This is a genomic window from Pseudomonas sp. DR208, assembly GCF_019823005.1.
In the GTDB taxonomy this organism is placed as follows: Bacteria; Pseudomonadota; Gammaproteobacteria; order Pseudomonadales; family Pseudomonadaceae; genus Aquipseudomonas; species Aquipseudomonas extremorientalis.
Genome location: NZ_CP081944.1, coordinates 1,861,206 through 1,883,088, shown reverse-complemented (window position 1 = coordinate 1,883,088; position 21,883 = coordinate 1,861,206). Strand labels below are relative to the sequence as shown.

25 protein-coding genes and 1 tRNA gene are annotated in these 21,883 nt (G+C 60.8%); 13 read left to right on the top strand and 13 right to left on the bottom strand.

The features are described from left to right. Positions 1 to 2 precede the first annotated feature (2 nt). The 8 genes from K5K89_RS08310 (at position 3) to K5K89_RS08275 (ending at position 6,795) form a co-directional block, all read left to right on the top strand. A complete protein-coding gene (locus tag K5K89_RS08310) occupies positions 3 to 365 on the top strand; it encodes an STAS domain-containing protein (RefSeq protein ID WP_017254285.1) in 363 nt (120 codons plus the stop codon). Next, positions 362 to 766: an ATP-binding protein gene (locus K5K89_RS08305; RefSeq protein ID WP_071488948.1), complete on the top strand. Its 405-nt coding sequence runs from the start codon at positions 362 to 364 to the stop codon at positions 764 to 766. Before K5K89_RS08310 ends, K5K89_RS08305 begins: the two co-directional genes overlap by 4 nt. Further along, positions 757 to 1,764: an ATP-binding protein gene (locus K5K89_RS08300; protein WP_083351550.1), complete on the top strand. Its 1,008-nt coding sequence runs from the start codon at positions 757 to 759 to the stop codon at positions 1,762 to 1,764. Before K5K89_RS08305 ends, K5K89_RS08300 begins: the two co-directional genes overlap by 10 nt. After that, positions 1,757 to 2,620, top strand: coding sequence for a sensor histidine kinase (locus K5K89_RS08295; RefSeq protein WP_071488947.1), 864 nt, complete (start codon positions 1,757 to 1,759; stop codon positions 2,618 to 2,620). Before K5K89_RS08300 ends, K5K89_RS08295 begins: the two co-directional genes overlap by 8 nt. Beyond that, positions 2,610 to 4,529, top strand: coding sequence for a response regulator (locus tag K5K89_RS08290; protein ID WP_222541187.1), 1,920 nt, complete (start codon positions 2,610 to 2,612; stop codon positions 4,527 to 4,529). Before K5K89_RS08295 ends, K5K89_RS08290 begins: the two co-directional genes overlap by 11 nt. Before the next feature lie 290 nt (positions 4,530 to 4,819). After that, positions 4,820 to 5,032, top strand: coding sequence for a cold-shock protein (locus K5K89_RS08285; RefSeq protein ID WP_222541186.1), 213 nt, complete (start codon positions 4,820 to 4,822; stop codon positions 5,030 to 5,032). A gap of 68 nt (positions 5,033 to 5,100) precedes the next feature. Next, complete coding sequence (locus tag K5K89_RS08280; RefSeq protein WP_222541185.1) at positions 5,101 to 5,313, top strand: cold-shock protein; 213 nt, start codon at positions 5,101 to 5,103, stop codon at positions 5,311 to 5,313. Between the two features lie 255 nt (positions 5,314 to 5,568). After that, on the top strand, positions 5,569 to 6,795 hold the full coding sequence (locus K5K89_RS08275) for an MFS transporter (RefSeq protein ID WP_071488945.1): 1,227 nt from the start codon (positions 5,569 to 5,571) through the stop codon (positions 6,793 to 6,795). Between the two features lie 424 nt (positions 6,796 to 7,219). On the opposite strand, the gene K5K89_RS08270 is transcribed toward K5K89_RS08275, so the two are convergent. From K5K89_RS08270 to dapA, 5 genes are all read right to left on the bottom strand, one after another. Further along, positions 7,220 to 7,309: transfer RNA gene (locus K5K89_RS08270), tRNA-Ser, on the bottom strand. An 83-nt stretch (positions 7,310 to 7,392) separates the two neighbouring features. Continuing rightward, positions 7,393 to 8,106, bottom strand: a complete 714-nt coding sequence (gene purC, locus K5K89_RS08265) for a phosphoribosylaminoimidazolesuccinocarboxamide synthase (RefSeq protein ID WP_010212191.1) — start codon at positions 8,104 to 8,106, stop codon at positions 7,393 to 7,395. A 27-nt stretch (positions 8,107 to 8,133) separates the two neighbouring features. After that, on the bottom strand, positions 8,134 to 8,892 hold the full coding sequence (locus K5K89_RS08260) for an MBL fold metallo-hydrolase (RefSeq protein ID WP_012722776.1): 759 nt from the start codon (positions 8,890 to 8,892) through the stop codon (positions 8,134 to 8,136). Between the two features lie 4 nt (positions 8,893 to 8,896). Continuing rightward, positions 8,897 to 10,012, bottom strand: coding sequence for an outer membrane protein assembly factor BamC (bamC, locus tag K5K89_RS08255; protein ID WP_058425138.1), 1,116 nt, complete (start codon positions 10,010 to 10,012; stop codon positions 8,897 to 8,899). 17 nt (positions 10,013 to 10,029) lie between these two features. Then, positions 10,030 to 10,908 (bottom strand): 4-hydroxy-tetrahydrodipicolinate synthase, encoded by an 879-nt coding sequence (dapA, locus tag K5K89_RS08250; protein WP_016975174.1) that lies wholly within the window; start codon positions 10,906 to 10,908, stop codon positions 10,030 to 10,032. A 273-nt stretch (positions 10,909 to 11,181) separates the two neighbouring features. Between dapA and K5K89_RS08245 the strand changes: the two genes are divergently transcribed. Both K5K89_RS08245 and K5K89_RS08240 read left to right on the top strand, forming a co-directional pair. Continuing rightward, positions 11,182 to 11,742, top strand: coding sequence for a glycine cleavage system protein R (locus K5K89_RS08245; protein ID WP_003172487.1), 561 nt, complete (start codon positions 11,182 to 11,184; stop codon positions 11,740 to 11,742). Between the two features lie 10 nt (positions 11,743 to 11,752). After that, positions 11,753 to 12,226: a peroxiredoxin gene (locus tag K5K89_RS08240; protein ID WP_071488941.1), complete on the top strand. Its 474-nt coding sequence runs from the start codon at positions 11,753 to 11,755 to the stop codon at positions 12,224 to 12,226. A 40-nt stretch (positions 12,227 to 12,266) separates the two neighbouring features. On the opposite strand, the gene K5K89_RS08235 is transcribed toward K5K89_RS08240, so the two are convergent. Further along, entirely contained in the window at positions 12,267 to 13,337 is a 1,071-nt protein-coding gene (locus K5K89_RS08235) for an AI-2E family transporter (RefSeq protein ID WP_071488940.1), read from the bottom strand. 30 nt (positions 13,338 to 13,367) lie between these two features. Continuing rightward, on the bottom strand, positions 13,368 to 13,607 hold the full coding sequence (locus K5K89_RS08230; RefSeq protein WP_092247220.1) for a sulfurtransferase TusA family protein: 240 nt from the start codon (positions 13,605 to 13,607) through the stop codon (positions 13,368 to 13,370). A 94-nt stretch (positions 13,608 to 13,701) separates the two neighbouring features. On the opposite strand from K5K89_RS08230, the gene K5K89_RS08225 reads away from it, so the two are divergent. Further along, entirely contained in the window at positions 13,702 to 15,135 is a 1,434-nt protein-coding gene (locus K5K89_RS08225; RefSeq protein ID WP_071488938.1) for a M48 family metalloprotease, read from the top strand. A 65-nt stretch (positions 15,136 to 15,200) separates the two neighbouring features. Here the strand turns inward: K5K89_RS08225 and K5K89_RS08220 are convergent, their stop codons facing one another. Beyond that, a complete protein-coding gene (locus K5K89_RS08220) occupies positions 15,201 to 16,637 on the bottom strand; it encodes a DegQ family serine endoprotease (RefSeq protein ID WP_071488937.1) in 1,437 nt (478 codons plus the stop codon). Positions 16,638 to 16,662: 25 nt separating this feature from the next. Here K5K89_RS08220 and K5K89_RS08215 point away from each other — a divergent pair, with 25 nt between their 5' ends. Further along, complete coding sequence (locus K5K89_RS08215; protein ID WP_130898099.1) at positions 16,663 to 16,842, top strand: hypothetical protein; 180 nt, start codon at positions 16,663 to 16,665, stop codon at positions 16,840 to 16,842. 29 nt (positions 16,843 to 16,871) lie between these two features. Here the strand turns inward: K5K89_RS08215 and K5K89_RS08210 are convergent, their stop codons facing one another. Genes K5K89_RS08210 through rpoE form a run of 3 tightly spaced genes read right to left on the bottom strand, consistent with a single transcriptional unit; the run spans position 16,872 to position 19,051 of the window. After that, positions 16,872 to 17,834, bottom strand: a complete 963-nt coding sequence (locus tag K5K89_RS08210; protein ID WP_071488936.1) for a MucB/RseB C-terminal domain-containing protein — start codon at positions 17,832 to 17,834, stop codon at positions 16,872 to 16,874. 15 nt (positions 17,835 to 17,849) lie between these two features. Beyond that, complete coding sequence (locus K5K89_RS08205; protein WP_222541184.1) at positions 17,850 to 18,437, bottom strand: sigma-E factor negative regulatory protein; 588 nt, start codon at positions 18,435 to 18,437, stop codon at positions 17,850 to 17,852. A gap of 32 nt (positions 18,438 to 18,469) precedes the next feature. Further along, positions 18,470 to 19,051, bottom strand: a complete 582-nt coding sequence (rpoE, locus tag K5K89_RS08200) for an RNA polymerase sigma factor RpoE (RefSeq protein ID WP_003172477.1) — start codon at positions 19,049 to 19,051, stop codon at positions 18,470 to 18,472. 463 nt (positions 19,052 to 19,514) lie between these two features. Here rpoE and nadB point away from each other — a divergent pair, with 463 nt between their 5' ends. Next, entirely contained in the window at positions 19,515 to 21,131 is a 1,617-nt protein-coding gene (nadB, locus tag K5K89_RS08195; protein WP_222541183.1) for an L-aspartate oxidase, read from the top strand. Here nadB and K5K89_RS08190 read toward each other — a convergent pair. After that, on the bottom strand, positions 21,100 to 21,546 hold the full coding sequence (locus tag K5K89_RS08190; protein WP_071488933.1) for a protein YgfX: 447 nt from the start codon (positions 21,544 to 21,546) through the stop codon (positions 21,100 to 21,102). The genes nadB and K5K89_RS08190 overlap by 32 nt on opposite strands. Next, entirely contained in the window at positions 21,530 to 21,784 is a 255-nt protein-coding gene (locus K5K89_RS08185) for a succinate dehydrogenase assembly factor 2 (RefSeq protein ID WP_071488932.1), read from the bottom strand. The genes K5K89_RS08190 and K5K89_RS08185 overlap by 17 nt, the downstream gene beginning before the upstream one ends. Between the last annotated feature and the right edge of the window lie 99 nt (positions 21,785 to 21,883).

Genomic DNA, 21,883 nt, shown 5'->3' with positions numbered 1-21,883 from the left:
GCATGGAACGCATCCCTATTTTGCAGATGGGCGAGTTCCTGCTCGTGACCATCCAGGTGGACATGCACGACCAACTCGCGCTGACCCTGCAGGACGACCTGTCCGAACGCATCAGCCGTACCTCCGCCCGCGGTGTGCTGATCGATATCTCGGCGCTGGACATGGTCGACTCGTTCATCGGACGCATGATCGGCACGATCTCCGGCCTCTCGCGCATCATGGACGCGCAGACCGTCTTGGTAGGCATGCAGCCCGCCGTAGCCATTACGCTGGTGGAACTGGGCATGACCCTGCCTGGCGTGGCGACGGCGTTGAATGTCGAGCGCGGCATGAAACTGCTGCGCGACCGGGTAGAACACTCATGACCCAAGCCAGCAATGGCACCCACCCGGTGCTGATCGAACAGGACGTCGTGCTGGCTCGACAACTCGTACGCAAACTGGCCCAGGACTGCGGCATGCGCCTGATCGACCTGACCAAGCTGGTCACGGCGGTCAGCGAGTTGGCGCGCAACACAGTGGTCTATGGCAAGGGTGGCTACATGGACTGGGCGGTGGTCGAAAAAGACCACCGCCCCGGCCTGCGCCTGACCTTTCGCGATGAAGGCCCGGGCATTCCCGACCTGAAACTGGCAATGACCGACGGCTGGACCTCCGGCAGCGGCCTGGGCCTGGGGCTCACCGGGGCCAAGCGCCTGGTGGATGAATTTGAACTGGAGACCGCGCCAGGCCAGGGCACCCGCGTGACGATCACCCGATGGGCCTGAACATTCCCAGTGCCTTGACCCATGTGCTGCTGATTGAAGACACCAGCCAGGTCGGCCACGCCCGCCGCACGGCGCAGCAGCTCGCCGAGCAGTTGGGCTTCGACGACACCGATGCCGGGCGCGTAGCCCTGGTGGCCACCGAACTGGCCAGCAATGTCCTCAAGCATGCCGAACATGGCCAACTGCACCTGCGCACCACCGGTAATGGTGGCCTCGAACTGGTCGCCATCGACCGTGGCCAAGGCTTCGACCTGAACAGCTGCCTGGTGGACGGTTACTCTACCGGGGGCACCCAAGGCATTGGTCTGGGTGCGATTTCGCGCCTGGCCCAGGTATTCGATGCCTACGCCAATCCACGCGGAACGGCGATCCTGGCCAGGCTGTATCCACGCGGCTCAGTGGCAAAGGACATTCGCTACGGGGTCAGCCAGCACTCACTGCATGATGATCCGCATTGCGGCGATGCCTGGCACCTGGCAATCGAAGCCGGTGGTTTCAGTGTGATGGTGGCCGATGGACTGGGCCATGGCGAATATGCCGAGCAAGCCGCCCGGGCAGGTGAAGGGGTATTCGCCCAGAATGCCTTCCTGGATTCGACGGTGCTGATGAACGACCTGCACATTGCCATGAACGGCACCCGCGGTGGCGCCCTCGCCGTGGCCCAATACGATGCCGAGGCCGATAACCTGAGGTTTACCGGCGTGGGCAATATTGGCGCCAGCCTGATCGGGCCGGAAAAATCCCGTGGCCTGGCCTCCCATCCAGGGATCGTCGGCGTGCAGTTTCGCAAGGCACATGCCTTCGACTACGCTCAAGTGGGCGGCCAGTTGCTGATCCTCTACAGCGACGGCCTGCAGTCACGCTGGAACCTGTCGGACTACCCCGGGCTCGTCCACCGCCACCCTGCCCTGATCGCCGCCGTCCTGCACCGTGACTTCTGTCGCGGCCGGGATGACGTCACGGTCTTCGTGATTGCCCTGGAGGCCATTGATGGCTGACACCCCTGCCGCGCTCGCCGCTGAAATCCAACGCCTTCGCCTGGAGGCGGACGCCCTGCGTTCCGAGCTGGACGAAACCAACCAGGGCGTGCTGGCGCTGTATGCCGAACTGGACACCCAGGCCGACCAACTGCGCCAGGCGTCGGACCTCAAGAGCCGCTTCCTGTCCTACATGAGCCATGAGTTCCGCACGCCGCTGGGCTCGATCCTGAGCATCACCAGCCTGCTGGCCGATGAGCTGGATGGCCCGTTGAGCGAGGAACAGCACACCCAGGTCGGCTTCATTCGCAACTCGGCCCGCGAACTGCGCGAGATGGTCGATGACCTGTTGGACCTGGCGAAGATCGAGGCCGGACGTATCAGCATTTCCCCGGCCTGGTTCGATATGTTCGACCTGTTTTCGGCGTTGCGCGGCATGTTCCGGCCGATTGTCGATGCGTCCTCGGTGGACCTGATCTTCGAAGAGCCCTCCGGCTTGCCCAAGCTCTACACCGATGACAAGAAACTGGCGCAGATCCTGCGCAACTTTATCTCCAACGCGCTGAAGTTCACCGCGCAGGGCGAAGTGCGGGTGTCGGCGCGCATGGAGAATGAACACGAGATACGCTTTGCGGTGCAGGACACCGGCCTGGGTATACCGGGTGAATTGCACAGCAATCTGTTCGAAGACTTTTCCCAGATCGATTCGCCGTTGCAAAAGCGCCTGCGCGGCACCGGCCTGGGCCTGTCCTTGTGCAAGCGTTTCGCCGAACTGCTCGGTGGCCGGGTGGGCGTGGAAAGCACACCCGGTGTGGGCTCGCTGTTTTTTGTGGTCATTCCCTTTTCCATCGCCAGCGAGACCGTCGATGAAACGTGACATACAACTGCTGATCGTCGACGACAACGCTGCCACGCGCTATGCCCTGCGCCGACGCCTGGAGCGCCATCATTACCTGGTACTGGAAGCCGGCACGGGCCAGGAAGGGCTCGACCTGATCGCGAGGGGCAAGATCGACGCACTGATCCTGGACGTCAACCTGCCGGACATGAGCGGCTTCGACATCGTGCGTGGTTTGCGTGCCAACCCGGCCACGGCCTTGCTGCCGGTGGTGCACGTTTCGGCGGCGTCCATCGAGACCGGCGACATCATCACCGGCCTGGACGCAGGCGCCGATGCCTACCTGATCCACCCGGTAGACCCCGAGGTGCTCCTGGCGACCCTGCGCACCTTGCTGCGGGTACGCGACACCGAATACGCACTGCGCGAAAGCGAGGCGCGCTTCCGGGAAATCTTCTTCAATATCAGCGCACCGATTGCGGTGATGGACGCGCAGTTGAAGGTTCACGAGTGCAACCACGCCTTCGCCCAACTGATCCACGACAACCTCAACCCGGACGCCCTGCTCGAATGCTTCGCCAGCGATCAATACAGCGTCATCCAGGAGCTGTGCCTGCGCCTCGCGGCGGGTGAACGCTGGAAGGGCACGCTGCAGATGAAGGTCGATGGGCAACTGCGCGAAACCGAATGGCAGATTTCGCCCTATGACCGCGCCGAGCTGAGCCTGGTGTTTGTCGAGGACGTAACCGAACACCGCCATCGTGAACGCCACCAACAGGCCGAGCTGGCCAACGCCACCACCCAGTTGGCACGTACGGAAGCGCAACTGCTCCAGGCCCAGAAAATGGATGCCTTGGGCAAGCTCACCGGCGGTATCGCCCACGACTTCAACAACCTGCTGACGGGCATCATCACCAGCCTGGAACTGATCAAGAAGCGTATCGAAAGCCAGCGCACCGACAAGGTACTCGGTTATGCCGACGCGGCGCTCAGTTCAGCCCTGAGCGCCGCCGGCCTGACCAACCGTCTGCTCGCCTTCGCCCGCCAGCAGCCGCTGGACACCCGGCCGACCGATATCAACGCACATATCCGCTCGCTGGAAGAGTTGCTGGTGCGCACCATCGGCGAACACATTGCCCTGAAACTGGAGCTGACCACCAACCCCGCCGTGGCGATGGTGGACCCGATCCAACTGGAAAGTGCGGTACTGAACCTGGTGATCAACGCGCGGGATGCACTGCCCCAGGGCGGGATTATCTGGGTGACGACTTACCCGTCGTACTCCAACGGCAACCTCAAGCTGGAAGATGGCCCGTACGTTGCACTGTCGGTACGGGACAACGGTGTGGGCATCGAGCACAGCGTGATCGACAAGGTGTTCGACCCCTTCTTCACCACCAAACCCGTCGGCCAGGGCACCGGCCTGGGTCTGTCGACCATCTATGGCTTTGCCCGCCAGTCCGGCGGTGATGCGCAGATCCGCAGCGTGACCCGCCAGGGCACCGAGGTGACCCTCATGCTCCCCGCCGCCGACGGCCCCGCCACCTTTGCCACCAAAACCGTGGCGGTGCCGGGCAACAGCATGGGCGAACACATACTGATTGTTGAAGACATGCCCTCGGTCCGCAGTTTTGTCGCCGAGGTACTGACGGATGCCGGCTACCGCTGCAGCCTGGCGGCCGATGGTGAAGAAGCCATCGTCATCCTGAAAGCCAATGCGGGCATCGACCTGCTGCTGACGGATGTCGGCTTGCCGTACATGACTGGCCGGGAGCTGGCCGACCACGCGCGAGCCCTGAACCCCAACCTGCCGATCCTGTTCATGACCGGCTACGCCGAGAATGCGGCCAACCGCCAGAACTTCCTGGGCGAACGCATGCACCTGATCACCAAGCCCTTTCACATCGATGAGTTGCTGGAAAAGATCAGACAGGGCGTAGGGGAGTAGGGCTAGGCGCCGATAGACCGGGACACCTAACAGGACAGGAAGCCTATCTGCTGGCGGAAGGCGGCAGCGATCCGGTGCTGGAACGCACGCGTGCCCGGGCCTCAGAAATTTTCACCGTAAAACTGCGCAGTATCACTCAATTGATCGAGCCGCGAACCTGTCAGGAATGACAGTACCGCTGGTCTTGCAACGCGTTGACGGGTGGCCGCTTCGGGACTTTGCTTAGGCATACCGCTACCGGCAATGTGTCGGCGTACAGCGGGAGACGTGGGTTTGCGAGGATACGAAGAATGAGCGGAAGACAAAACGGTACGGTGAAGTGGTTCAACAGCGAAAAAGGGTATGGGTTCATTACTCCGGAGAGCGGGCCTGACCTTTTCGTTCATTTCAAAGCGATTCAGGGGGATGGATACAAAGAATTGAAAGAGGGGCAGAAAGTCACTTTCGTAGCCGTGCAAGGTCAGAAGGGCATGCAGGCGGATGAAGTGGCCGTGCAGGGCTGATGCCGTTCGGATCAACGTTTGAGGCCCTCACTGAAGTCGCTATGTTGCACTGAAAAAGGAGAACGGCCATGCCCTGTAAAGCTCCGCGGACTGCAATCACCACCAGCAGCGAGACAGCGACCTACGATGACCAGGATATCTTCTTCCACAGCACGTCCTTCGCCAGGGGAGGCCAGTTGCTACGCGAAGGGCAAACCGTGACCTACGAGTTGAGAAGAAGAAGCGACGGTGTGCTGGAGGCATTCAACATTCGCGTTGAGGAAGAACCCAGTACGCATTAGTGCAGCCTACGGCGTGCCATGAACCGCGTTCGCGGCACGCCTTTCACTCTTTCCTCCCCCGTACGGCCAACGCCCCACCTGCGCACGGACTGCTGCCTCGTCATGCAGTGCGCGCCAGAGCGTCGCATCGATAGCACTGATGATTACTATCGAAACGAGCGCCTGCCCGATTTTCAACACTGATTCCTATAATCGCCTCCAGATCCCCTCCCCCTCGCCTGACTGCAGGCGTCGTTCACCCTGGAACCCAACACCATGCCAAGTGCCAGCCAGGCCCCCAGCGGCCTCCCCGAACATAATCAACAGAGCGTCAAACAGCAGTGGCTGGCGATTCTCTCGGTCGCCGTCGGTGCCTTCGCCCTGGTCACCAGTGAGTTTCTCCCGGTGGGCGTGCTCAACGACGTCGCTGCCGACCTCGGCATCAGTGCCGGCCACGCCGGCCTGATGGTGACCCTGCCCGGCATCATGGCCGCCCTCGCCGCCCCATTGCTGTCGGTGATCATTGGCGCCATGGACCGCCGCTACCTGCTGATCGGCCTGACGCTGATCATGATCATCGCCAACATGGTCGTGGCGTTCGCCAGTGACTTCAGCCTGCTGCTGTTCGGCCGCGTCTTGCTGGGCATCAGTATCGGCGGTTTCTGGGCGACGGCCATCGCCCTCAGCGGCCGCCTGGCACCCAAGGGTGTGGACGTCGCCAAGGCGACCTCGATCATCATGATGGGCGTGACCCTGGCCACCGTACTGGGCGTGCCCGTCGGCACTTGGCTCAGTGGCCTGATGGGCTGGCGCATGACGTTCCTGGTCACCGCGCTGGTGGGTATCCCGGTGTTGTTGGCGCAGGTCCTCCTGCTGCCCCGGCTGGACCCGGAGAAAGCCATTCTCGTGCGCGACCTGCCCGCCTTGTTCATTAACCCACGGGCTCGGGTCGGGTTGATCGCGGTATTGCTGATCGGCCTGGCGCACTTTGCTGCGTACACCTACGTCGCGCCATTCTTCAAATACAGCTCCGGCTTCGACGGGCCGACCATCGGCTCACTGCTGCTGCTCTTTGGCGTGGCCGGGGTCTTCGGTAATATTTTTGCCGGTTTTGCTGCCAACCGCAGCGTGCGTCACACCTTGATGCTGGTTGCATTGATGATCGGCACCAGCACCGCGCTGTTCCCCTACTTCGCCACCGGCATGACCGGCGCCGCAATGCTGATCGGCCTGTGGGGCTTTGCCTTCGGCGCCTTCCCGGCCTGCGCCAGTATCTGGATGTTCGTGGTCGCGCCCAAGGATGTCGAACGCGGCATGCCGCTGTTCGTCGCCTTGTTTCAAGTGATCATTGCCCTGGGTTCGTTCTTTGGCGGGCGGATCGTCGACCAGATGGGCAGCTCGGTGTTGTTGAGCCTGGCCACGGCCTTGGTCGGCGTCGGTTTTATGACTGTGCTGGTGCTGGGGCGGAATGTAAGCAATAGCCTGGCGGCCCAACCCGCCTGAGCGAAGAGTGCCCACCCAAAAAGCCTGCTGAGCCTTAAGCCCAGCAGGCTTTTTTATTTTCAAAGTGTCGCAACGCCCGTCACAGCGATGGAAAAGCCTGGTAATGAGAATTCGCACAATGAATCTTGTGCCCCCAGGCCCCTGGGCTAGCCTGAAAAAGTCGCTGCCGTGGCGACAGACTGCCAAGGAGGTTATATGCCAGCTAGATATCGTGACGCGGTCACAGGGGAGTACGTGACAGAGGCTGAGGCAAAGAAGAGGCCTAGGGAGACGGTGAAGGAGACGGATAAAAAGCCGCCGTCAAAGCCCAAGGGTAAGAAGTAGGGTCAAGCTTGAAGGCTTGCTGGCCACAGAGAAGGAACGATTACATTCCAAAACGAAAAAACCCCGTAGCTTATTCGGCTACGGGGCTTTTTCTATGTAATGGCGGAGAGATAGGGATTCGAACCCTAGGTACCGGTGAAGGTACAACGGATTTCGAATCCGTCCCATTCGGCCACTCTGGCATCTCTCCAACGGCGCGCATCATAACAGCATGATTCGTGGATGCAAAGCGCCGAAGCGATTTTTTTCCGTGCTATCAGATGCTTGCGTCGATTAAAGCGGTACGCCGAGACGATTGGCGACTTCTTCGTAGGCTTCGATCACGTCACCGAGGCCCTGGCGGAAGCGGTCTTTGTCCATCTTCTTCTTGGTGTCCTTGTCCCACAGGCGGCAGCCGTCCGGGCTGAATTCGTCGCCCAGGACGATGGAGCCGTCGTGGAACACGCCGAACTCGAGCTTGAAGTCCACCAGCAGCAGGCCGGCGTCGTCGAACAGCTTGCTCAGCACGTCGTTGACCTTGAGGGACAGCTCCTTCATGCGCGCCAGTTGCTCAGCGGTACCCCAGCCGAATGCCACGACGTGGGATTCGTTGATGAACGGGTCGCCCTTGGCGTCGTCCTTCAGGAACAGTTCGAAGGTGTACGGGTTGAGCTTGAGGCCCTCTTCCACGCCGAGGCGCTTGACCAGGCTGCCGGCGGCGTAGTTACGCACGACGCATTCAACCGGGATCATGTCGAGCTTCTTGACCAGGCACTCGTTGTCGCCCAGCAGTTTGTCGAATTGGGTCGGGATGCCGGCCGCTTCGAGCTTCTGCATGATGAAGGCGTTGAACTTGTTGTTCACCATGCCTTTGCGATCAAGTTGTTCGATGCGTTTGCCGTCGAACGCCGAGGTGTCGTTGCGAAACAGCAGGATCAGGCGGTTGGCGTCGTCGGTCTTGTACACCGACTTGGCTTTGCCGCGGTAGAGTTCTTCACGTTTTTCCATGATGGGCTCCGCTTGCTAAATGGTGGGCTAGGCGATGTGTCGCCAGTCGAGCCCTGAATCTTGATCGGCCAGTTGCAGCCAGTCCGGGTCGCACCCGAGGGTGTCGACAAAACATTGCCGGGCCAGCTGCGGCAGGTTGTTCTTGCTGCTCAGGTGGGCCAGGACCAGGTGTTGCAAGTCTTGCCAGCCCAACTCATACACCAGGTACGCCGCCTGGTGGTTGTTCAAATGTCCCAGTTCGCCGCCCACCCGCTGCTTGAGGAAGTAGGGGTAATGACCACGGGCCAGCAGGTCTCGGCAATGGTTGGACTCGATCATCAAGGCATCGAGGTTCCGGTAGCCGTCCAGCACCTTGGCGCAGTAGGAGCCCAGGTCGGTCAGTACGCCGAAGCGCCGTTCACCGTCACTGAAGACATACTGCGTCGGCTCCTGGGCATCATGCGCCACGGCAATCACGTCGATGCTCAAGGCGCCGATTTGCAACTGCTCGCCACCGGCCAGGAAACCTGCGGGTTCGATGGGTTTGCGCATCCCGCGCAAGGTGCCGCGACTGAGGTACACCGGGAGATTGTAGCGCCGAGACAGCAAACCCACGCCATGCACGTGGTCGGCATGTTCGTGGGTTACCAGAATCGCGCTCAGCTGCGCGGGGTGAACCCCCAGGCGCAGCAGGCGCCGCTCGGTTTCTTTTAACGAGAAACCACAATCCACCAGCACATACGTGTCGTCATGTGCGACCAGCGTGCCGTTCCCTTGGCTACCGCTGCCGAGAACGGCAAAACGCATCGGATCAGCCCAGGTTGTCCTGAATCACGCCCAACACTTTGCGCGCTGTTTCAGCTGGCGCAACGGTATTGATGTTCTTCTCGACGGTGACCTGCACGCTGTCGCCCACCTTGCTCAAACGAACCTGGTAACGTTCGGCGCGGGTCTCGATCTCTTCCTTGGTCGGCTTGCTGCCGAACAGTTTGCCGAAGAAACCAGGCTCGTCGTCTTTACGCTCGGCCTTTTCCGCCACGTTGATGTAGTACAGGCCCAGGCTGCGGTTGATGTCTTCAACGCGCCAAGGGCCCTGCTCCAACGCGCGGCCAACACTGGCCCAGGCACGGTCGAGGTCTTCACCCAGGTTCAGCACCACGTTGCCGCTGCCGTCTTCGGTGAGGCTGACGCGGCTCGGGGTGTCGTAATCACGGGCGGCGAGCAGGGAAACCGAACCACCCTTCTCGGAGATACGGCTCATGCTGGCCAGCATCTCGTCGACCAGCGCCGAGTCGACGCCGGTGTTAACCGAGCGGTTGGTGAAGTCAACGTTGGCGGTGCTGCCGGCCGGGCGCTCGGCGCTGACCACGTAGACTTCACTGGTATTGCGCTGTACGCCTGGTTCGATGCGCACACGCACGCGGGCTTCGCTGTCAGCGGCTACGCCACCGGCCTGCAAGCGCTTGGCCATGGTGGCGGACAGCTCGCTGCCCTGCTGCCACGCGGTGGTGAACTCACCGGTCTGCGGGCGCTGCTCGTCCAGGCGGAAACCGTTGTCCTGGAAGAACTGCACGGCCACCGGCCAGACTTCGGCAGGTGGGCGTTGTGCCACGATCCAGCGCGAGTCGCCGCTCTTCTGCAGACTGTAGTCGCTGGCATCCGCCACCGCCGAGATCGGCTGTGGACGCGGCACCACGTACTCACCCTTGGTGGTGTCGTCGGCGACGTTGCGCGGGATCGGCAGCAACGGGTCAAGGCGCTTGGCGACGTTGACGCCCGGCGGCAATTCCATCGGTTTGGTGGGTTGTGCTTCCAGGTAATCGCTGCCGCGGTCACGGAAGTAGCCTTCCGGGCCCCAGATCCAACCGCAGCCACTGGTGCTGGAGATAATCAAGGCAAGTGCGGAAAGTCCGGCCAATCGCTTCATGCGTAGTGCTTCCTCAATTAAACCAGGACGCCGGACTGGCGCAGGGCCTGTCGCAGCGGTTCGTGACAGGCTTCGCTGAGACGGGTGAGCGGCAGACGGATACCGTCCGGCATCATGCCCATTTCAGTCAGTGCCCATTTCACGGGAATAGGGTTGGATTCGATAAACAGTGTCTTGTTGAGCGGCATCAGCTTCTCGTGGATCGCGCGGGCGGTCACGGCGTCGCCTGCAATGGCGGCGGCACACATTTCGCTCATGGCACGGGGGGCCACGTTGGCGGTCACGGAGATGTTGCCCTTGCCGCCCAGCAGGATCAGCTCGACAGCGGTGGCGTCGTCACCGGAATACACCAGAAAATCGCTGCTCACGCCGGCCAGGATGTCCTTGGCGCGCTGCAGGTCACCGGTGGCTTCCTTGATACCGATGATGTTCGGCACGGTGGACAGGCGGATCACGGTCTCGGCCTTCATGTCGCACGCGGTACGACCCGGTACGTTATAGAGGATCTGCGGGATGTCGACCGCTTCGGCAATGGCGCGGAAATGCTGGTACAGGCCTTCCTGGGTCGGCTTGTTGTAGTACGGGGTCACCAGCAGGCAGGCGTCGGCGCCGGCCTTCTTGGCGTTTTTGGTCAGCTCGATGGCTTCACGCGTCGAGTTGGCGCCCGTACCGGCGATCACGGCAATACGGCCGGCAACACGCTTGACCACGAATTCGATGACCTGGATATGTTCTTCCACGTCGAGGGTGGCCGATTCACCGGTGGTGCCGACCGCCACGATGGCATTGGTGCCTTCTTGCAGGTGGAAGTCCACCAGTTTGCCCAGGCTGTCCCAGTCGAGATGACCTTGTGCATCCATGGGTGTGACCAGTGCCACCATACTGCCCGCAATCATGCAACCGCTCCTGCCGGAAAAAGAGAGCCGTAATGGTACTGGCGCCAAGATGCTTGCACAAGCGAAGTACCGCCTGAGGATGCGTTCTGGCGCAACTAAACGACGGGCAATGCCATCATTGGGCGAAAGCATGCCCTGAAGCACGCTGAAATCGGACCGATCACGCAATGAAAACGCCACCTCCTATCCCTTGGCGACGGTTTTCGCTACCCTTCATCCTTTGATCGATACAGCCCACACGGTATCGACCGCTCATCGTTTTAGGAAGGCTGCATGTCCACCCCCACAGTTCGCGAACAATTCCTTGTTATCAGTGCCCTCGGCGCCAACCCCATGGAGCTGACCAACGTCCTGTGCCGCGCCAGCCATGAAAACCGCTGCGCCGTCGTGACCTCCCGCCTGACCCGCCACGGCGAGTGCAGCGCGCTGGTCCTGCAGATCTCCGGCACCTGGGATGCCCTGGCGCGCCTGGAGACCGGCCTGCCAGGCCTGGCCAAGAAGCATGACTTCACCGTCAATGTGGTGCGCAGCGCAGCCCTGGAGAATCGTCCCCAGGCCCTGCCGTATGTGGCTTACGTCAGCTCCGCCTACCGCTCGGACATCGTCAATGAGCTGTGCCAGTTCTTCATCGACCACAACGTTGAGCTGGAAAACCTGACCTGCGACACCTACCAGGCCCCGCAAACCGGCGGCACCATGCTGAACGCCACGTTTACCGTGACCCTGCCGGCCGGCGTGCAGATCAGTTGGTTGCGCGACCAGTTCCTGGATTTCGCCGATGCCTTGAACCTCGATGCCTTGATCGAGCCATGGCGCCCACAGAACCCAATGTAAGGAAGTTTTCATGGCGGTAGTCATCGACAAACCCGTAGCCGATTTCGAAGCCCAGGCCACCAGTGGCCAGACCTTCAGCCTCGCCGCCCTCAAGGGCAGGCAAGTGGTGATCTACTTCTACCCGAAGGACAGCACGCCGGGCTGCACCACCGAAGGCCAGGGCTTTCGTGATCAGTACGCAGCGTTCAAGGCGGCCAACACCGAGGTGTTTGGTGTGTCGCGTGACAGCGTGAAGTCCCACGAGAACTTCAAGGGCAAGCAGGAGTTTCCCTTCGAGCTGATCAGTGACAAGGATGAAGCGGTTTGCCAGCTGTTTGATGTGATCAAGTTGAAGAAGCTGTACGGCAAGGAATACCTCGGCGTGGATCGCAGCACCTTCCTGATCGACAAGGATGGCGTGCTGCGCCAGGAATGGCGTGGTGTGAAGGTGCCGGGGCATGTGGATGCCGTGCTGGCGGCGGCGCAGGCCTTGAACAAAGCCTGAGACGCAGCAGACTGTTGTATGAGCGGGCTTGTCCCGCTCACTACAGAAGCGGCGCCACGACAGGCTCCTGCCGCGGCCACGCGTCCAGCACCGCCTTGAACAGCGTTGCCAGCGGGATCGCAAAAAACACGCCCCAGAATCCCCATAACCCACCGAACAACAGCACCGCGCAGATGATCGCCACCGGGTGCAGGTTGACTGCCTCTGAGAACAACAGCGGCACCAGCACATTGCCATCCAGGGTCTGGATGATCCCGTAAACCGCCATCAGGTAGATGAACTGGTCGCTCCAGCCCCACTGGAACAAGGCGATCAAGGTCACTGGCACCGTCACCACCACGGCGCCAACGTAGGGCACCACCACCGAAACCCCCACCAGCAAGGCCAACAAGGCTGCGTAGTTCAGGTCCAGGGCGATGAAGGCGATGTAAGTCACGCCCCCGCAGATAATGATCTCGATGACCTTGCCGCGAATGTAGTTGGCGATCTGCCGGTTCATTTCCTCCGCCACCCGGGTGATCAGCGCGCGCTCGCGCGGCAGGTAGCCTCGCACCCAGCGACCGATCATGGCGCGGTCCTTGAGGAAGAAGAACACCAGGATCGGCACCAGCACCAGGTAGATCATGATGTTGACCAGCAGCGGCAGGCTGGACAGGGAAAAGGTCAGCGCCCATTGCCCGAACTTTCCGATCTCGCCGCGCGCCACTTCGATGGCTTGCAGCACCTGTTCGTCCGACACCAAATGCGGGTAGCGCTCCGGCAACAACAGCAACAGCGACTGCCACTTGGCGAGCATGCCGGGCAGTTCATTGAACAGGGTGATCAACTGATGCCATAGCAACGGCAATACCACCACGATAAACAGCACCAACAAGCTCATGAACAAGGCGAACACCAGCCCTACCGCCGCCCCACCTGGCAGGTGCAGGCGCTCCAGCGTAGTGACCAGGCCCTGCATCAGGTAAGCCAGCACCATCCCCGCCAATACCGGCGCCAGCATGCCGCCCAAGGTGAGTACGGCCGTAAAGGCCAGAAACAGCAGGACCGCCAGCACCACCGCCTCCTCATCGGAGAAGTAGCGCTGGATCCAGTCTCGTAACACTTTGAACATCAATCAACCTCGGGTGATAGGGCAAACGATTCAGGCCTTGCGCAACCAGTAACGGTACACACCGGCGGCGTCTTCTTCATGCAACAGCGTGTGGCCGGCCAGCTTGGCAAACGTACGGAAATCACGCTGGGAGCCGGCGTCCGTAGCGATCACCTTGAGCACTGCGCCACTGCTCAGACGGTTGAGTTCCAGCTTGGCCTTGAGCAAAGGCAGCGGGCAATTGAGGCCGCTGGCATCGAGTTCGGCATCAAAGGCTACAGCGTTGGTCATGGTTTACTCCGGGCAAGCGTTGAGAGTGCTTAGAATATCTGGTCCGAAGCTCAGTGTCCGGCTACAGTAAGCTCTTTGTCGAAAGGCTCTGTGCATGACTTTTTTGCGCCCCACCCTGCTGACGCTGGCTTGCCTGCTGGCCTCCCCAGGCTTCGCCGACGACCTGCCGTCACTTGGCGACGCCAGTTCTGCCATTGTCTCGCCGCAACAGGAATACCAACTGGGCCGCGCGTGGCTGGCCTACCTGCGGGGCCAGGTCTCGCAACTCAACGACCCGCAGCTCAAGGACTACGTCGAAACCAGCGTGTACAAGCTGGTGGAGACCAGCCAGGTCAATGACCGGCGGCTGGAATTCATCCTGATCAACAGCCCGCAACTGAACGCTTTTGCCGCACCGGGTGGCATCGTCGGGGTCAACGGCGGCCTGTTCCTCAACGCCCAGACCGAAGGGGAATATGCCTCGGTACTGGCTCACGAACTGGCGCATTTGTCCCAACGCCACTTCGCCCGTGGCGTTGAAGCGCAACAGCGCATGCAGATTCCGATGATGGCCGCCCTGCTCGGCGGCATCATTGCTGCTGCGGCGGGTGCAGGCGATGCAGGTATTGCCGCGATTGCCGGCACCCAGGCCGCGGCGATCCAGGAACAACGTCGGTTCTCTCGCCAGAACGAACAAGAGGCAGACCGTATCGGCATCCTCAACCTGGAAAAAGCCGGATATGACCCGCGCTCCATGCCGACCATGTTCGAACGCCTGATGCGCCAGTACCGCTTCGACGCCAAACCGCCGGAGTTCCTGTTGACGCACCCGGTCACCGAATCGCGAATCGCCGACACCCGCAACCGCGCCGAGCAATCCAAGCCTGGCGGCAAGGAAGACAGCCTGCGTTATCAGCTCATCCGCGCGCGGGTGCAATTGCAATACGAAGACACCCCTGGCCTCGCCGCCAAGCGCTTCCAGGCGCAGCTGGACGAAAACCCGAAGAACGATGTGGCGCGCTACGGCTTGGCTATCGCCCAGATCAAAGGCTCCCAATTCAAGCAGGCTCGGGAAAACCTCGCGCCGCTGCTGGCCAAGGCGCCCAACGACATCACCTACAACCTGGCGCAGATCCAGCTGGACATCGACAACAGCCGCCTGCCGGATGCCCAGCAACGCACGGATCGGATGCTCACCCAGTACCCAGGTAACTATCCGTTGAATCAGGTGCGCGTGGACCTGCTGCTCAAGCAGAACCGCACGGCGGATGCAGAAAAGGCACTGGACGGTTTGCTCAAGTCTCGCCCGGATGACCCGGACGTGTGGTACCAGGTCGCTGAGACACGCGGTTTGTCGGGCAACATCATCGGTTTGCATCAGGCCCGCGCCGAGTACTTTGCGCTGGTGGGTGATTTCCAGCAGGCCATCCAGCAATTGGATTTTGCCAAGCGTCGCGCCGGCAGCAACTTCCCGCTGTCGTCGCGCATCGATGCACGCCAGCGTGAGTTGATCGAACAGGAACGCCTGGTCAAAGGGATGATGAGCTAAACCGATCAGGCACAAAAAAGCCCCGCCCTCGTTAAACGAAGGCGGGGCTTTTTGTTATTACCAACTTACTCAGCCAGTTTGAAGGTAATGAAGCTGGCGCGGCCCTGACGCAACACACGCATCGACACCGAGCGGTTCTTCGGCAACGCCTTGGCGATGTCGGTGAACTGCTTGGTGGTCTCGATCGCCTGGTTGTTCAGGTGGGTGATGACGTCACCCGGCTGTAGGCCGATCAGAGACGCCGGGCCATCCTGCACTTCCTTGATCACAACACCGCTCTTGAGGTCAAAGCTCTTTTTCTGCTCAGCGGTCAGCTCGGCCACGGCGATGCCCAGGCGGTTGCTGCTGCGCTCGGCGCCCGGCTTGGTATTGCCCAGGGCATCCAGGGTGGCGCCTTCTTCAGGGATTGCGCCCACGGTCAGCTCAACAGTCTGGCGCTTGCCTTCGCGGATCACTTCCAGCTTGGCTTTGCTGCCCGCCTTGAGCGCACCTACGAGGTGCGGCAGGTCGGCCGACATGACGATTGGCTGGCCGTTCATGCTCAGGATCACATCGCCAACTTGCAGGCCGCCTTTGGCAGCCGGGCCGTCGTCCTGGATCTGTGCAACCAGTGCGCCGGCCGGCTTATCGAGGCCGAAGGACTCAGCCAGGTCTTTATTCACTTCCTGGATCACTACGCCCAACCAACCGCGGCTGACCTTGCCACCGCTTTTCAGTTGGTTGGAAACGTCCATGGCCACGTCGATCGGGATCGCGAACGACACCCCCATGAAGCCACCGGAACGGGTGTAGATCTGCGAGTTGATGCCGACCACTTCGCCCGCCAGGTTGAACAGCGGACCACCAGAGTTACCCGGGTTGATCGGCACGTCGGTCTGGATGAACGGTACGTAGTTTTCGTTCGGCAGGCTGCGGCCGATGGCGCTGACGATGCCTTGGGTCACGGTATGGTCAAAACCAAACGGCGAACCGATGGCGACCACCCACTGGCCGGCTTTCAGGTCTTGGGATTTGCCCAGCTTGAGCACAGGCAGGTCCTTGCCGTCGATCTTCAGCAAGGCCACGTCGGAACGTGGGTCGGTACCGACGAGCTTGGCTTTCAGCTCACTGCGATCGGCCAGGCGCACGAGAATCTCGTCAGCGTCGGCAATCACGTGGTTGTTGGTAAGGATGTAGCCGTCCGGCGAAATGATGAAACCCGAGCCCAGGGACTGGGCCTCGCGCTGACCACCGCCACCACGGGGTGCGCGCTGTTGCGGCATGCCGCGCTCGAAGAACTCGCGCAGCATCGGCGGCAGGCCTTCCAGGTCCGGCATCTGCTGGTTGGAGACTTTGCGATCCGGCAGTTTCTGCGTGGTACTGATGTTCACCACGGCAGGTGAGGCTTGCTCGACCAATTGGGTGAAGTCAGGCAGCTCGACTGCTTGCGCAGGCAGGGCCTGACCCAGCACCAACACCGTGGCGACTATGGATAGGTAAGACTTCAAACGTGGTATCGACATACAGCTCCCGTTACGACGAGCAGGGTTGAGCGACAGGGTTCAAGAAACGCCGGAAACCGCGACCGACATCTTTGTTCCGCGAACAAAACAAGGCCAGAGCCGACAAGCCCTGACCTATAAAAAACATGGGGGATTTTTGCAAGTGAAAATGCTGATCCAGACATTTCATGCTCTCGGCAGCCAACCTGGCATGGGAATACAGTGAAACGTCAGGATGAACATAGGATTAACGACTCACGGTTGGGCGGCTGGCTTTTTTTCACCGCGCACCGACAGGGCGATCCGCTCTGCGGTGCCGATGGGTATTTCACCCACCACCGTCACCATCATCTCACCGTCCACCGTATTCAGCCGACGCGATACCGCGACCGTAGGGCCCAGCTGAGTGCGGGTCTCCGTCACGCTTGCATCGCTGATCGGCTCCAGGAATACCGAGAACCGCGCCAGCCCGTCTTCATACATCAGGCTGTCGACGGTCGCCTTGGTCTGGGTATCTTTGCGTGCACTGGTGTTGGTCAATTGAAAACCCGGTGGCAACCATTCCATATGCCAAGTCTCGGTAGATTGCACCTCGGGCGCTTTGCTATTAGCGACGGCGATAGGTGTGCAGTCGTTGCTGGGTTGCAGTTCCCGGTCATCAGGCACGACGGAAGTATTCAATCGCGTGAACTGGAAGCGCTCCAGCAGTTGCCCTTGATCATTCAGCAACAGGGACTTGAGCGGCAGCGCGGTTTCCCGATCCAGGTGCAGTTCAAAGCCATAACGGTACTGGTCACGCGGCGTGATCGAGACGATGACCGCATTTCGACCGGCCACGCGGGACTTGCCAATGACGGCCAGTTCGTAGAATTGATTGAGTTTTTGCGGATCAAGCGCACGTGATGGTGCATCACGCGAATTGCCAAGGCCTGCGACAAGAGTGCCGCTGACGCATTGCGTCCGGCCATCCAACCGCACGACCTCCTGAGCAGAACCATCGAGCTGCAAGAGCCGCTCACGGACCTGACCGTCCTGGACACGATGCCAGATGTCATGGGTAGAAAAACTGCCGTTGCGTTCGTAGACGAACGTACCTTGAAAGCTTTGCTGTTGCTCTGCACGCCCAAGTCGAGTCAGCCAGTCTTGGGCTTCATCGGCGTGGGCGGGGAGTGCAAACCAACCACTGAGCAAAAGCGTAAGGAGCGGTATGGCTCGCATAGAGCTCCTTACGGATTAGCGGTTTTCCAGGCTTGCTGCACGAGCATAAGGCAGAGCGCTTTCAGTGCCCTTCAGAGCCGATTCCTGTGCGTGTTGGCGCAGGTAGCCTGGAAGACGCTGGTCTTGCCAACCGGATTGCCCTTGCAGTACACCGTTGGCCATCGGGCCGGTGGTGTCAGCGCTTTCCTTGTAGCCGGCCAATACGGCTGGGCCTTTGACCTGCGGACCCGCCATTACAGGCTGCTGGGCCTGCTGAGCCAGTTCGGCACCGGCGATCTCGTCCTGGTTGTACAGGCGAACACCCGCCAGCACGGCGACAGTCACCGAGGCAGCAACCGCCAGGCGACCCAGGCTACGCCATGGACCACGAGCAGCCTTTGCCGGAACGGCTTCATCAGCCAGTGCAGCAGAAACGGCCGCAGCAATATCCAGACGAGGGATTAGAAGATCCTTGTGCATCACCGCCCGAGCGACTTGGTAACGAGACCAGGTATCACGGGTTTCGGCGTCATCAAATGCGTTGAGCACTCGACGAAGTTCCAGTTCATCCGCTTCGTTATCCATCACTGCGGACAGCGATTCCTGCAGGGCATCACGACTCATGGCGGTTCCTCTCTTGGCTGTCGCCGCTGTCTCTAGTTCTCTTGCAACAACGGTTGCAAGGCTTTATCGATGGCTTCCCGGGCCCGGAAAATCCGTGACCTCACAGTCCCCACCGGACACTGCATGACGCTCGCAATGTCTTCGTAACTCAGACCATCGAATTCACGTAAAGTTAACGCCGTACGCAAATCTTCTGGCAGTTGCTGAATTGTGCGATGAACGGTGCCTTCGATCTCGTCGCGCAGCAATGCACGCTCCGGCGACTCGAGATCCTTGAGGCCGTGATCACCATCGTAAAATTCCGCATCTTCTGAACTTACATCGCTATCCGGTGGGCGGCGTCCGCGAGACACCAGATAGTTCTTCGCCGTGTTGATGGCGATTCGGTATAGCCACGTGTAAAACGCACTATCACCGCGAAAGTTACCAAGTGCACGGTACGCCTTGATAAAAGCTTCCTGTGCAACGTCCTGCGCTTCATGGGTGTCGTGCACAAACCGCACGATCAACCCGAGAATTTTGTGCTGGTATTTCAGCACTAGCAGATCAAAAGCTCGCTTGTCGCCGCGTTGAACGCGCTCGACCAGCTGCTGATCCTCTTCCTGGGTTAGCATGAACACTCCTCGTAGTACTTTAAGGAGGCTTGCATAACTAAACGATCAGGCTTGCAAACATAGACTCGGTCTTTTCGCAAAAGTTCTCCCCCTTCAAGCAAGTTTCCGGCACGCACTGATTTGGCACACACGAAAAACGCAGCACGGGCAACGCCGACTGCGCGAATAATCTTGTCGTCGGTTTTCTGACGCGTCCAATGCTCCCGACGGGCCAATAAACTCAACGTTTTCCCAGCTTTCGGGCAACCTGCTATTGAGTCGGGGGCCATGCAAAAAGTTCCCGCCTCAATAACCAGCTGATTTTACCCGAGCCGTGCACCGTAATCTCACATTGCCACGAATGCCCGGCTATTGTGCCGCTCCACCCCTCTATATACTAGTAGCCCGTGTGACCCTTTGATTCGCCGATCCAGGCGTCCTGTTTGCGCCACCTCTTCGGATCGCTTTTTGCGGAATCCTTCAAATGAGCCAACAGTTTCAACACGATGTCCTGGTGATCGGCAGCGGCGCGGCCGGCTTGAGCCTTGCGCTGACCCTTCCCAGCCACCTGCGCATTGCGGTTCTGAGCAAAGGCGACCTGGCCAACGGCTCTACGTTCTGGGCCCAGGGCGGTGTCGCCGCGGTGCTGGACGACACCGACACCGTGCAATCCCACGTCGAAGACACCCTCAACGCCGGCGGCGGCCTGTGCAATGAAGAAGCGGTGCGTTTCACCGTGGAGCACAGCCGTGAGGCCATCCAATGGCTGATAGACCAGGGCGTCCCCTTTACCCGCGATGAACACGCAGGCAGCGACGACGGTGGTTTCGAGTTCCACCTGACCCGCGAGGGCGGCCACAGTCACCGCCGCATCATCCATGCCGCCGATGCCACCGGCGCGGCTATTTTCAGGACGCTCCTAGACCAGGCCCGCCAACGCCCCAACATCGAATTGCTGGAGCAACGCGTCGCCGTCGACCTGATCACCGAAAAACGCCTGGGCCTGGAAGGCGAGCGCTGCCTCGGCGCCTACGTGCTCAATCGCGGCAGCGGCGAGGTCGACACCTACGGCGCACGCTTCACCATCCTCGCCTCCGGTGGCGCGGCCAAAGTCTACCTCTATACCAGCAACCCCGATGGCGCCTGCGGTGATGGCATCGCCATGGCCTGGCGCTCCGGCTGCAGGGTGGCCAACCTGGAATTCAACCAGTTCCACCCCACCTGCCTGTATCACCCACAGGCCAAGAGTTTCCTGATCACCGAAGCGCTGCGTGGCGAAGGTGCGCACCTGAAACTGCCCAATGGCGAGCGTTTCATGCAGCGTTTCGACCCCCGTGCCGAACTGGCCCCGCGCGATATCGTCGCCCGCGCCATCGACCATGAAATGAAGCGTCTGGGCATCGACTGCGTGTATCTCGACATCAGCCACAAGCCCGAAGCCTTCATCAAGACCCACTTCCCCACCGTCTACGAGCGCTGCCTGGCCTTCAATATCGACATCACCAAAGGCCCAATCCCCGTAGTACCGGCCGCGCACTACACTTGCGGCGGCGTGATGGTCGACCAGCACGGACGTACCGACGTACCCGGCCTTTATGCGATTGGCGAAACCAGCTTCACCGGCCTGCACGGTGCCAACCGCATGGCCAGCAACTCGCTGCTCGAGTGCTTCGTCTATGCGCGCTCTGCAGCGGCGGACATCCTTGAACAACTGCCGCGCATTCCGGTGCCCGCCGCCCTGCCCCGCTGGGACGCCAGCCAGGTGACCGACTCGGACGAAGATGTGATCATCGCGCACAACTGGGACGAGCTGCGCCGTTTCATGTGGGACTACGTGGGGATCGTGCGCACCAACAAGCGCCTGCAACGGGCGCAGCACCGGGTGCGGCTGCTGCTGGACGAGATCGATGAGTTCTACAGCAACTACAAAGTCAGCCGCGACCTGATCGAGCTGCGCAACCTGGCCCAGGTCGCCGAACTGATGATCCGCTCGGCCATGGAACGCAAGGAGAGCCGGGGCCTGCATTACACCCTCGACTACCCGCAGATGCTGCCCGAGGCCCGCGACACTATCCTGGTGCCAACCACCTACGGCGGCTGAACTTCAGGCGCACACGCAGGCGCCGATGCACATCGGCGGCCTGCGCGTCCCTGGGCACACAGGCTGAACGTACCCGCCATTCGCCCTGCACCCGATAACGCAGCACCACGATCAACGGCAACGCCAGGCTGTCAGGACGCAATTGCACGGCGTGCCAGCCCCGTGCGGCGCTCCACAGCTGCCAACCGTCTTCATCGCGTCGCAGGCCACGAATCGACGAACGGTGAGTCAGCAAGATAGAACGCGGCAAAACCCAGGCGGCGTGCGCCAGGCACACCAGCATGCCCAGGCTCGAAAAAGGAAGTTGCATAAACATCAAGGCGCCCAGCGCAAACAGCTGGGCAAGCAGATACGCCGCCAGCAACAGCCGTGAGGCCTGCCAGCGGCATTCAAAGCTATTACTTGGGCTGGACACGATCCAGGATCATCCGGACCATGCGCTGCAGCTCCGGGTCTTGCGACTCGGCGCGTTCCATGAACCAGCCGAACATGTCCTGGTCTTCGCACGTCAGCAGCCGCACATAGAGGTCGCGATCCACTTGATTGAGCGTCGCGTAGACCTCTTTGGTGAAAGGTACCAGCAACACATCCAACTCCAGCATGCCGCGACGGCTGTGCCAGTAGAGGCGATTGATTTCTACATCTTCGACCATGGAGCGCTCCTCAAATAGGCGGCAAGTATACAGACCCGACGGCACCGGAACAGTCGGCTTTGGTCGCCCCATACGGAAACTATCCATTTGCCGGGCGCC

What these genes read in the sequence shown, in the direction of transcription:
- K5K89_RS08310 (WP_017254285.1), top strand. Translation starts at nt 3, where the DNA reads ATGGAACGCATCCCTATTTTGCAGATGGGCGAGTTCCTGCTCGTGACC.
- K5K89_RS08305 (WP_071488948.1), top strand. Translation starts at nt 362, where the DNA reads ATGACCCAAGCCAGCAATGGCACCCACCCGGTGCTGATCGAACAGGAC.
- K5K89_RS08300 (WP_083351550.1), top strand. Translation starts at nt 757, where the DNA reads ATGGGCCTGAACATTCCCAGTGCCTTGACCCATGTGCTGCTGATTGAA.
- K5K89_RS08295 (WP_071488947.1), top strand. Translation starts at nt 1,757, where the DNA reads ATGGCTGACACCCCTGCCGCGCTCGCCGCTGAAATCCAACGCCTTCGC.
- K5K89_RS08290 (WP_222541187.1), top strand. Translation starts at nt 2,610, where the DNA reads ATGAAACGTGACATACAACTGCTGATCGTCGACGACAACGCTGCCACG.
- K5K89_RS08285 (WP_222541186.1), top strand. Translation starts at nt 4,820, where the DNA reads ATGAGCGGAAGACAAAACGGTACGGTGAAGTGGTTCAACAGCGAAAAA.
- K5K89_RS08280 (WP_222541185.1), top strand. Translation starts at nt 5,101, where the DNA reads ATGCCCTGTAAAGCTCCGCGGACTGCAATCACCACCAGCAGCGAGACA.
- K5K89_RS08275 (WP_071488945.1), top strand. Translation starts at nt 5,569, where the DNA reads ATGCCAAGTGCCAGCCAGGCCCCCAGCGGCCTCCCCGAACATAATCAA.
- purC (WP_010212191.1), bottom strand. Translation starts at nt 8,106, where the DNA reads ATGGAAAAACGTGAAGAACTCTACCGCGGCAAAGCCAAGTCGGTGTAC.
- K5K89_RS08260 (WP_012722776.1), bottom strand. Translation starts at nt 8,892, where the DNA reads ATGCGTTTTGCCGTTCTCGGCAGCGGTAGCCAAGGGAACGGCACGCTG.
- bamC (WP_058425138.1), bottom strand. Translation starts at nt 10,012, where the DNA reads ATGAAGCGATTGGCCGGACTTTCCGCACTTGCCTTGATTATCTCCAGC.
- dapA (WP_016975174.1), bottom strand. Translation starts at nt 10,908, where the DNA reads ATGATTGCGGGCAGTATGGTGGCACTGGTCACACCCATGGATGCACAA.
- K5K89_RS08245 (WP_003172487.1), top strand. Translation starts at nt 11,182, where the DNA reads ATGTCCACCCCCACAGTTCGCGAACAATTCCTTGTTATCAGTGCCCTC.
- K5K89_RS08240 (WP_071488941.1), top strand. Translation starts at nt 11,753, where the DNA reads ATGGCGGTAGTCATCGACAAACCCGTAGCCGATTTCGAAGCCCAGGCC.
- K5K89_RS08235 (WP_071488940.1), bottom strand. Translation starts at nt 13,337, where the DNA reads ATGTTCAAAGTGTTACGAGACTGGATCCAGCGCTACTTCTCCGATGAG.
- K5K89_RS08230 (WP_092247220.1), bottom strand. Translation starts at nt 13,607, where the DNA reads ATGACCAACGCTGTAGCCTTTGATGCCGAACTCGATGCCAGCGGCCTC.
- K5K89_RS08225 (WP_071488938.1), top strand. Translation starts at nt 13,702, where the DNA reads ATGACTTTTTTGCGCCCCACCCTGCTGACGCTGGCTTGCCTGCTGGCC.
- K5K89_RS08220 (WP_071488937.1), bottom strand. Translation starts at nt 16,637, where the DNA reads ATGTCGATACCACGTTTGAAGTCTTACCTATCCATAGTCGCCACGGTG.
- K5K89_RS08210 (WP_071488936.1), bottom strand. Translation starts at nt 17,834, where the DNA reads ATGCGAGCCATACCGCTCCTTACGCTTTTGCTCAGTGGTTGGTTTGCA.
- K5K89_RS08205 (WP_222541184.1), bottom strand. Translation starts at nt 18,437, where the DNA reads ATGAGTCGTGATGCCCTGCAGGAATCGCTGTCCGCAGTGATGGATAAC.
- rpoE (WP_003172477.1), bottom strand. Translation starts at nt 19,051, where the DNA reads ATGCTAACCCAGGAAGAGGATCAGCAGCTGGTCGAGCGCGTTCAACGC.
- nadB (WP_222541183.1), top strand. Translation starts at nt 19,515, where the DNA reads ATGAGCCAACAGTTTCAACACGATGTCCTGGTGATCGGCAGCGGCGCG.
- K5K89_RS08185 (WP_071488932.1), bottom strand. Translation starts at nt 21,784, where the DNA reads ATGGTCGAAGATGTAGAAATCAATCGCCTCTACTGGCACAGCCGTCGC.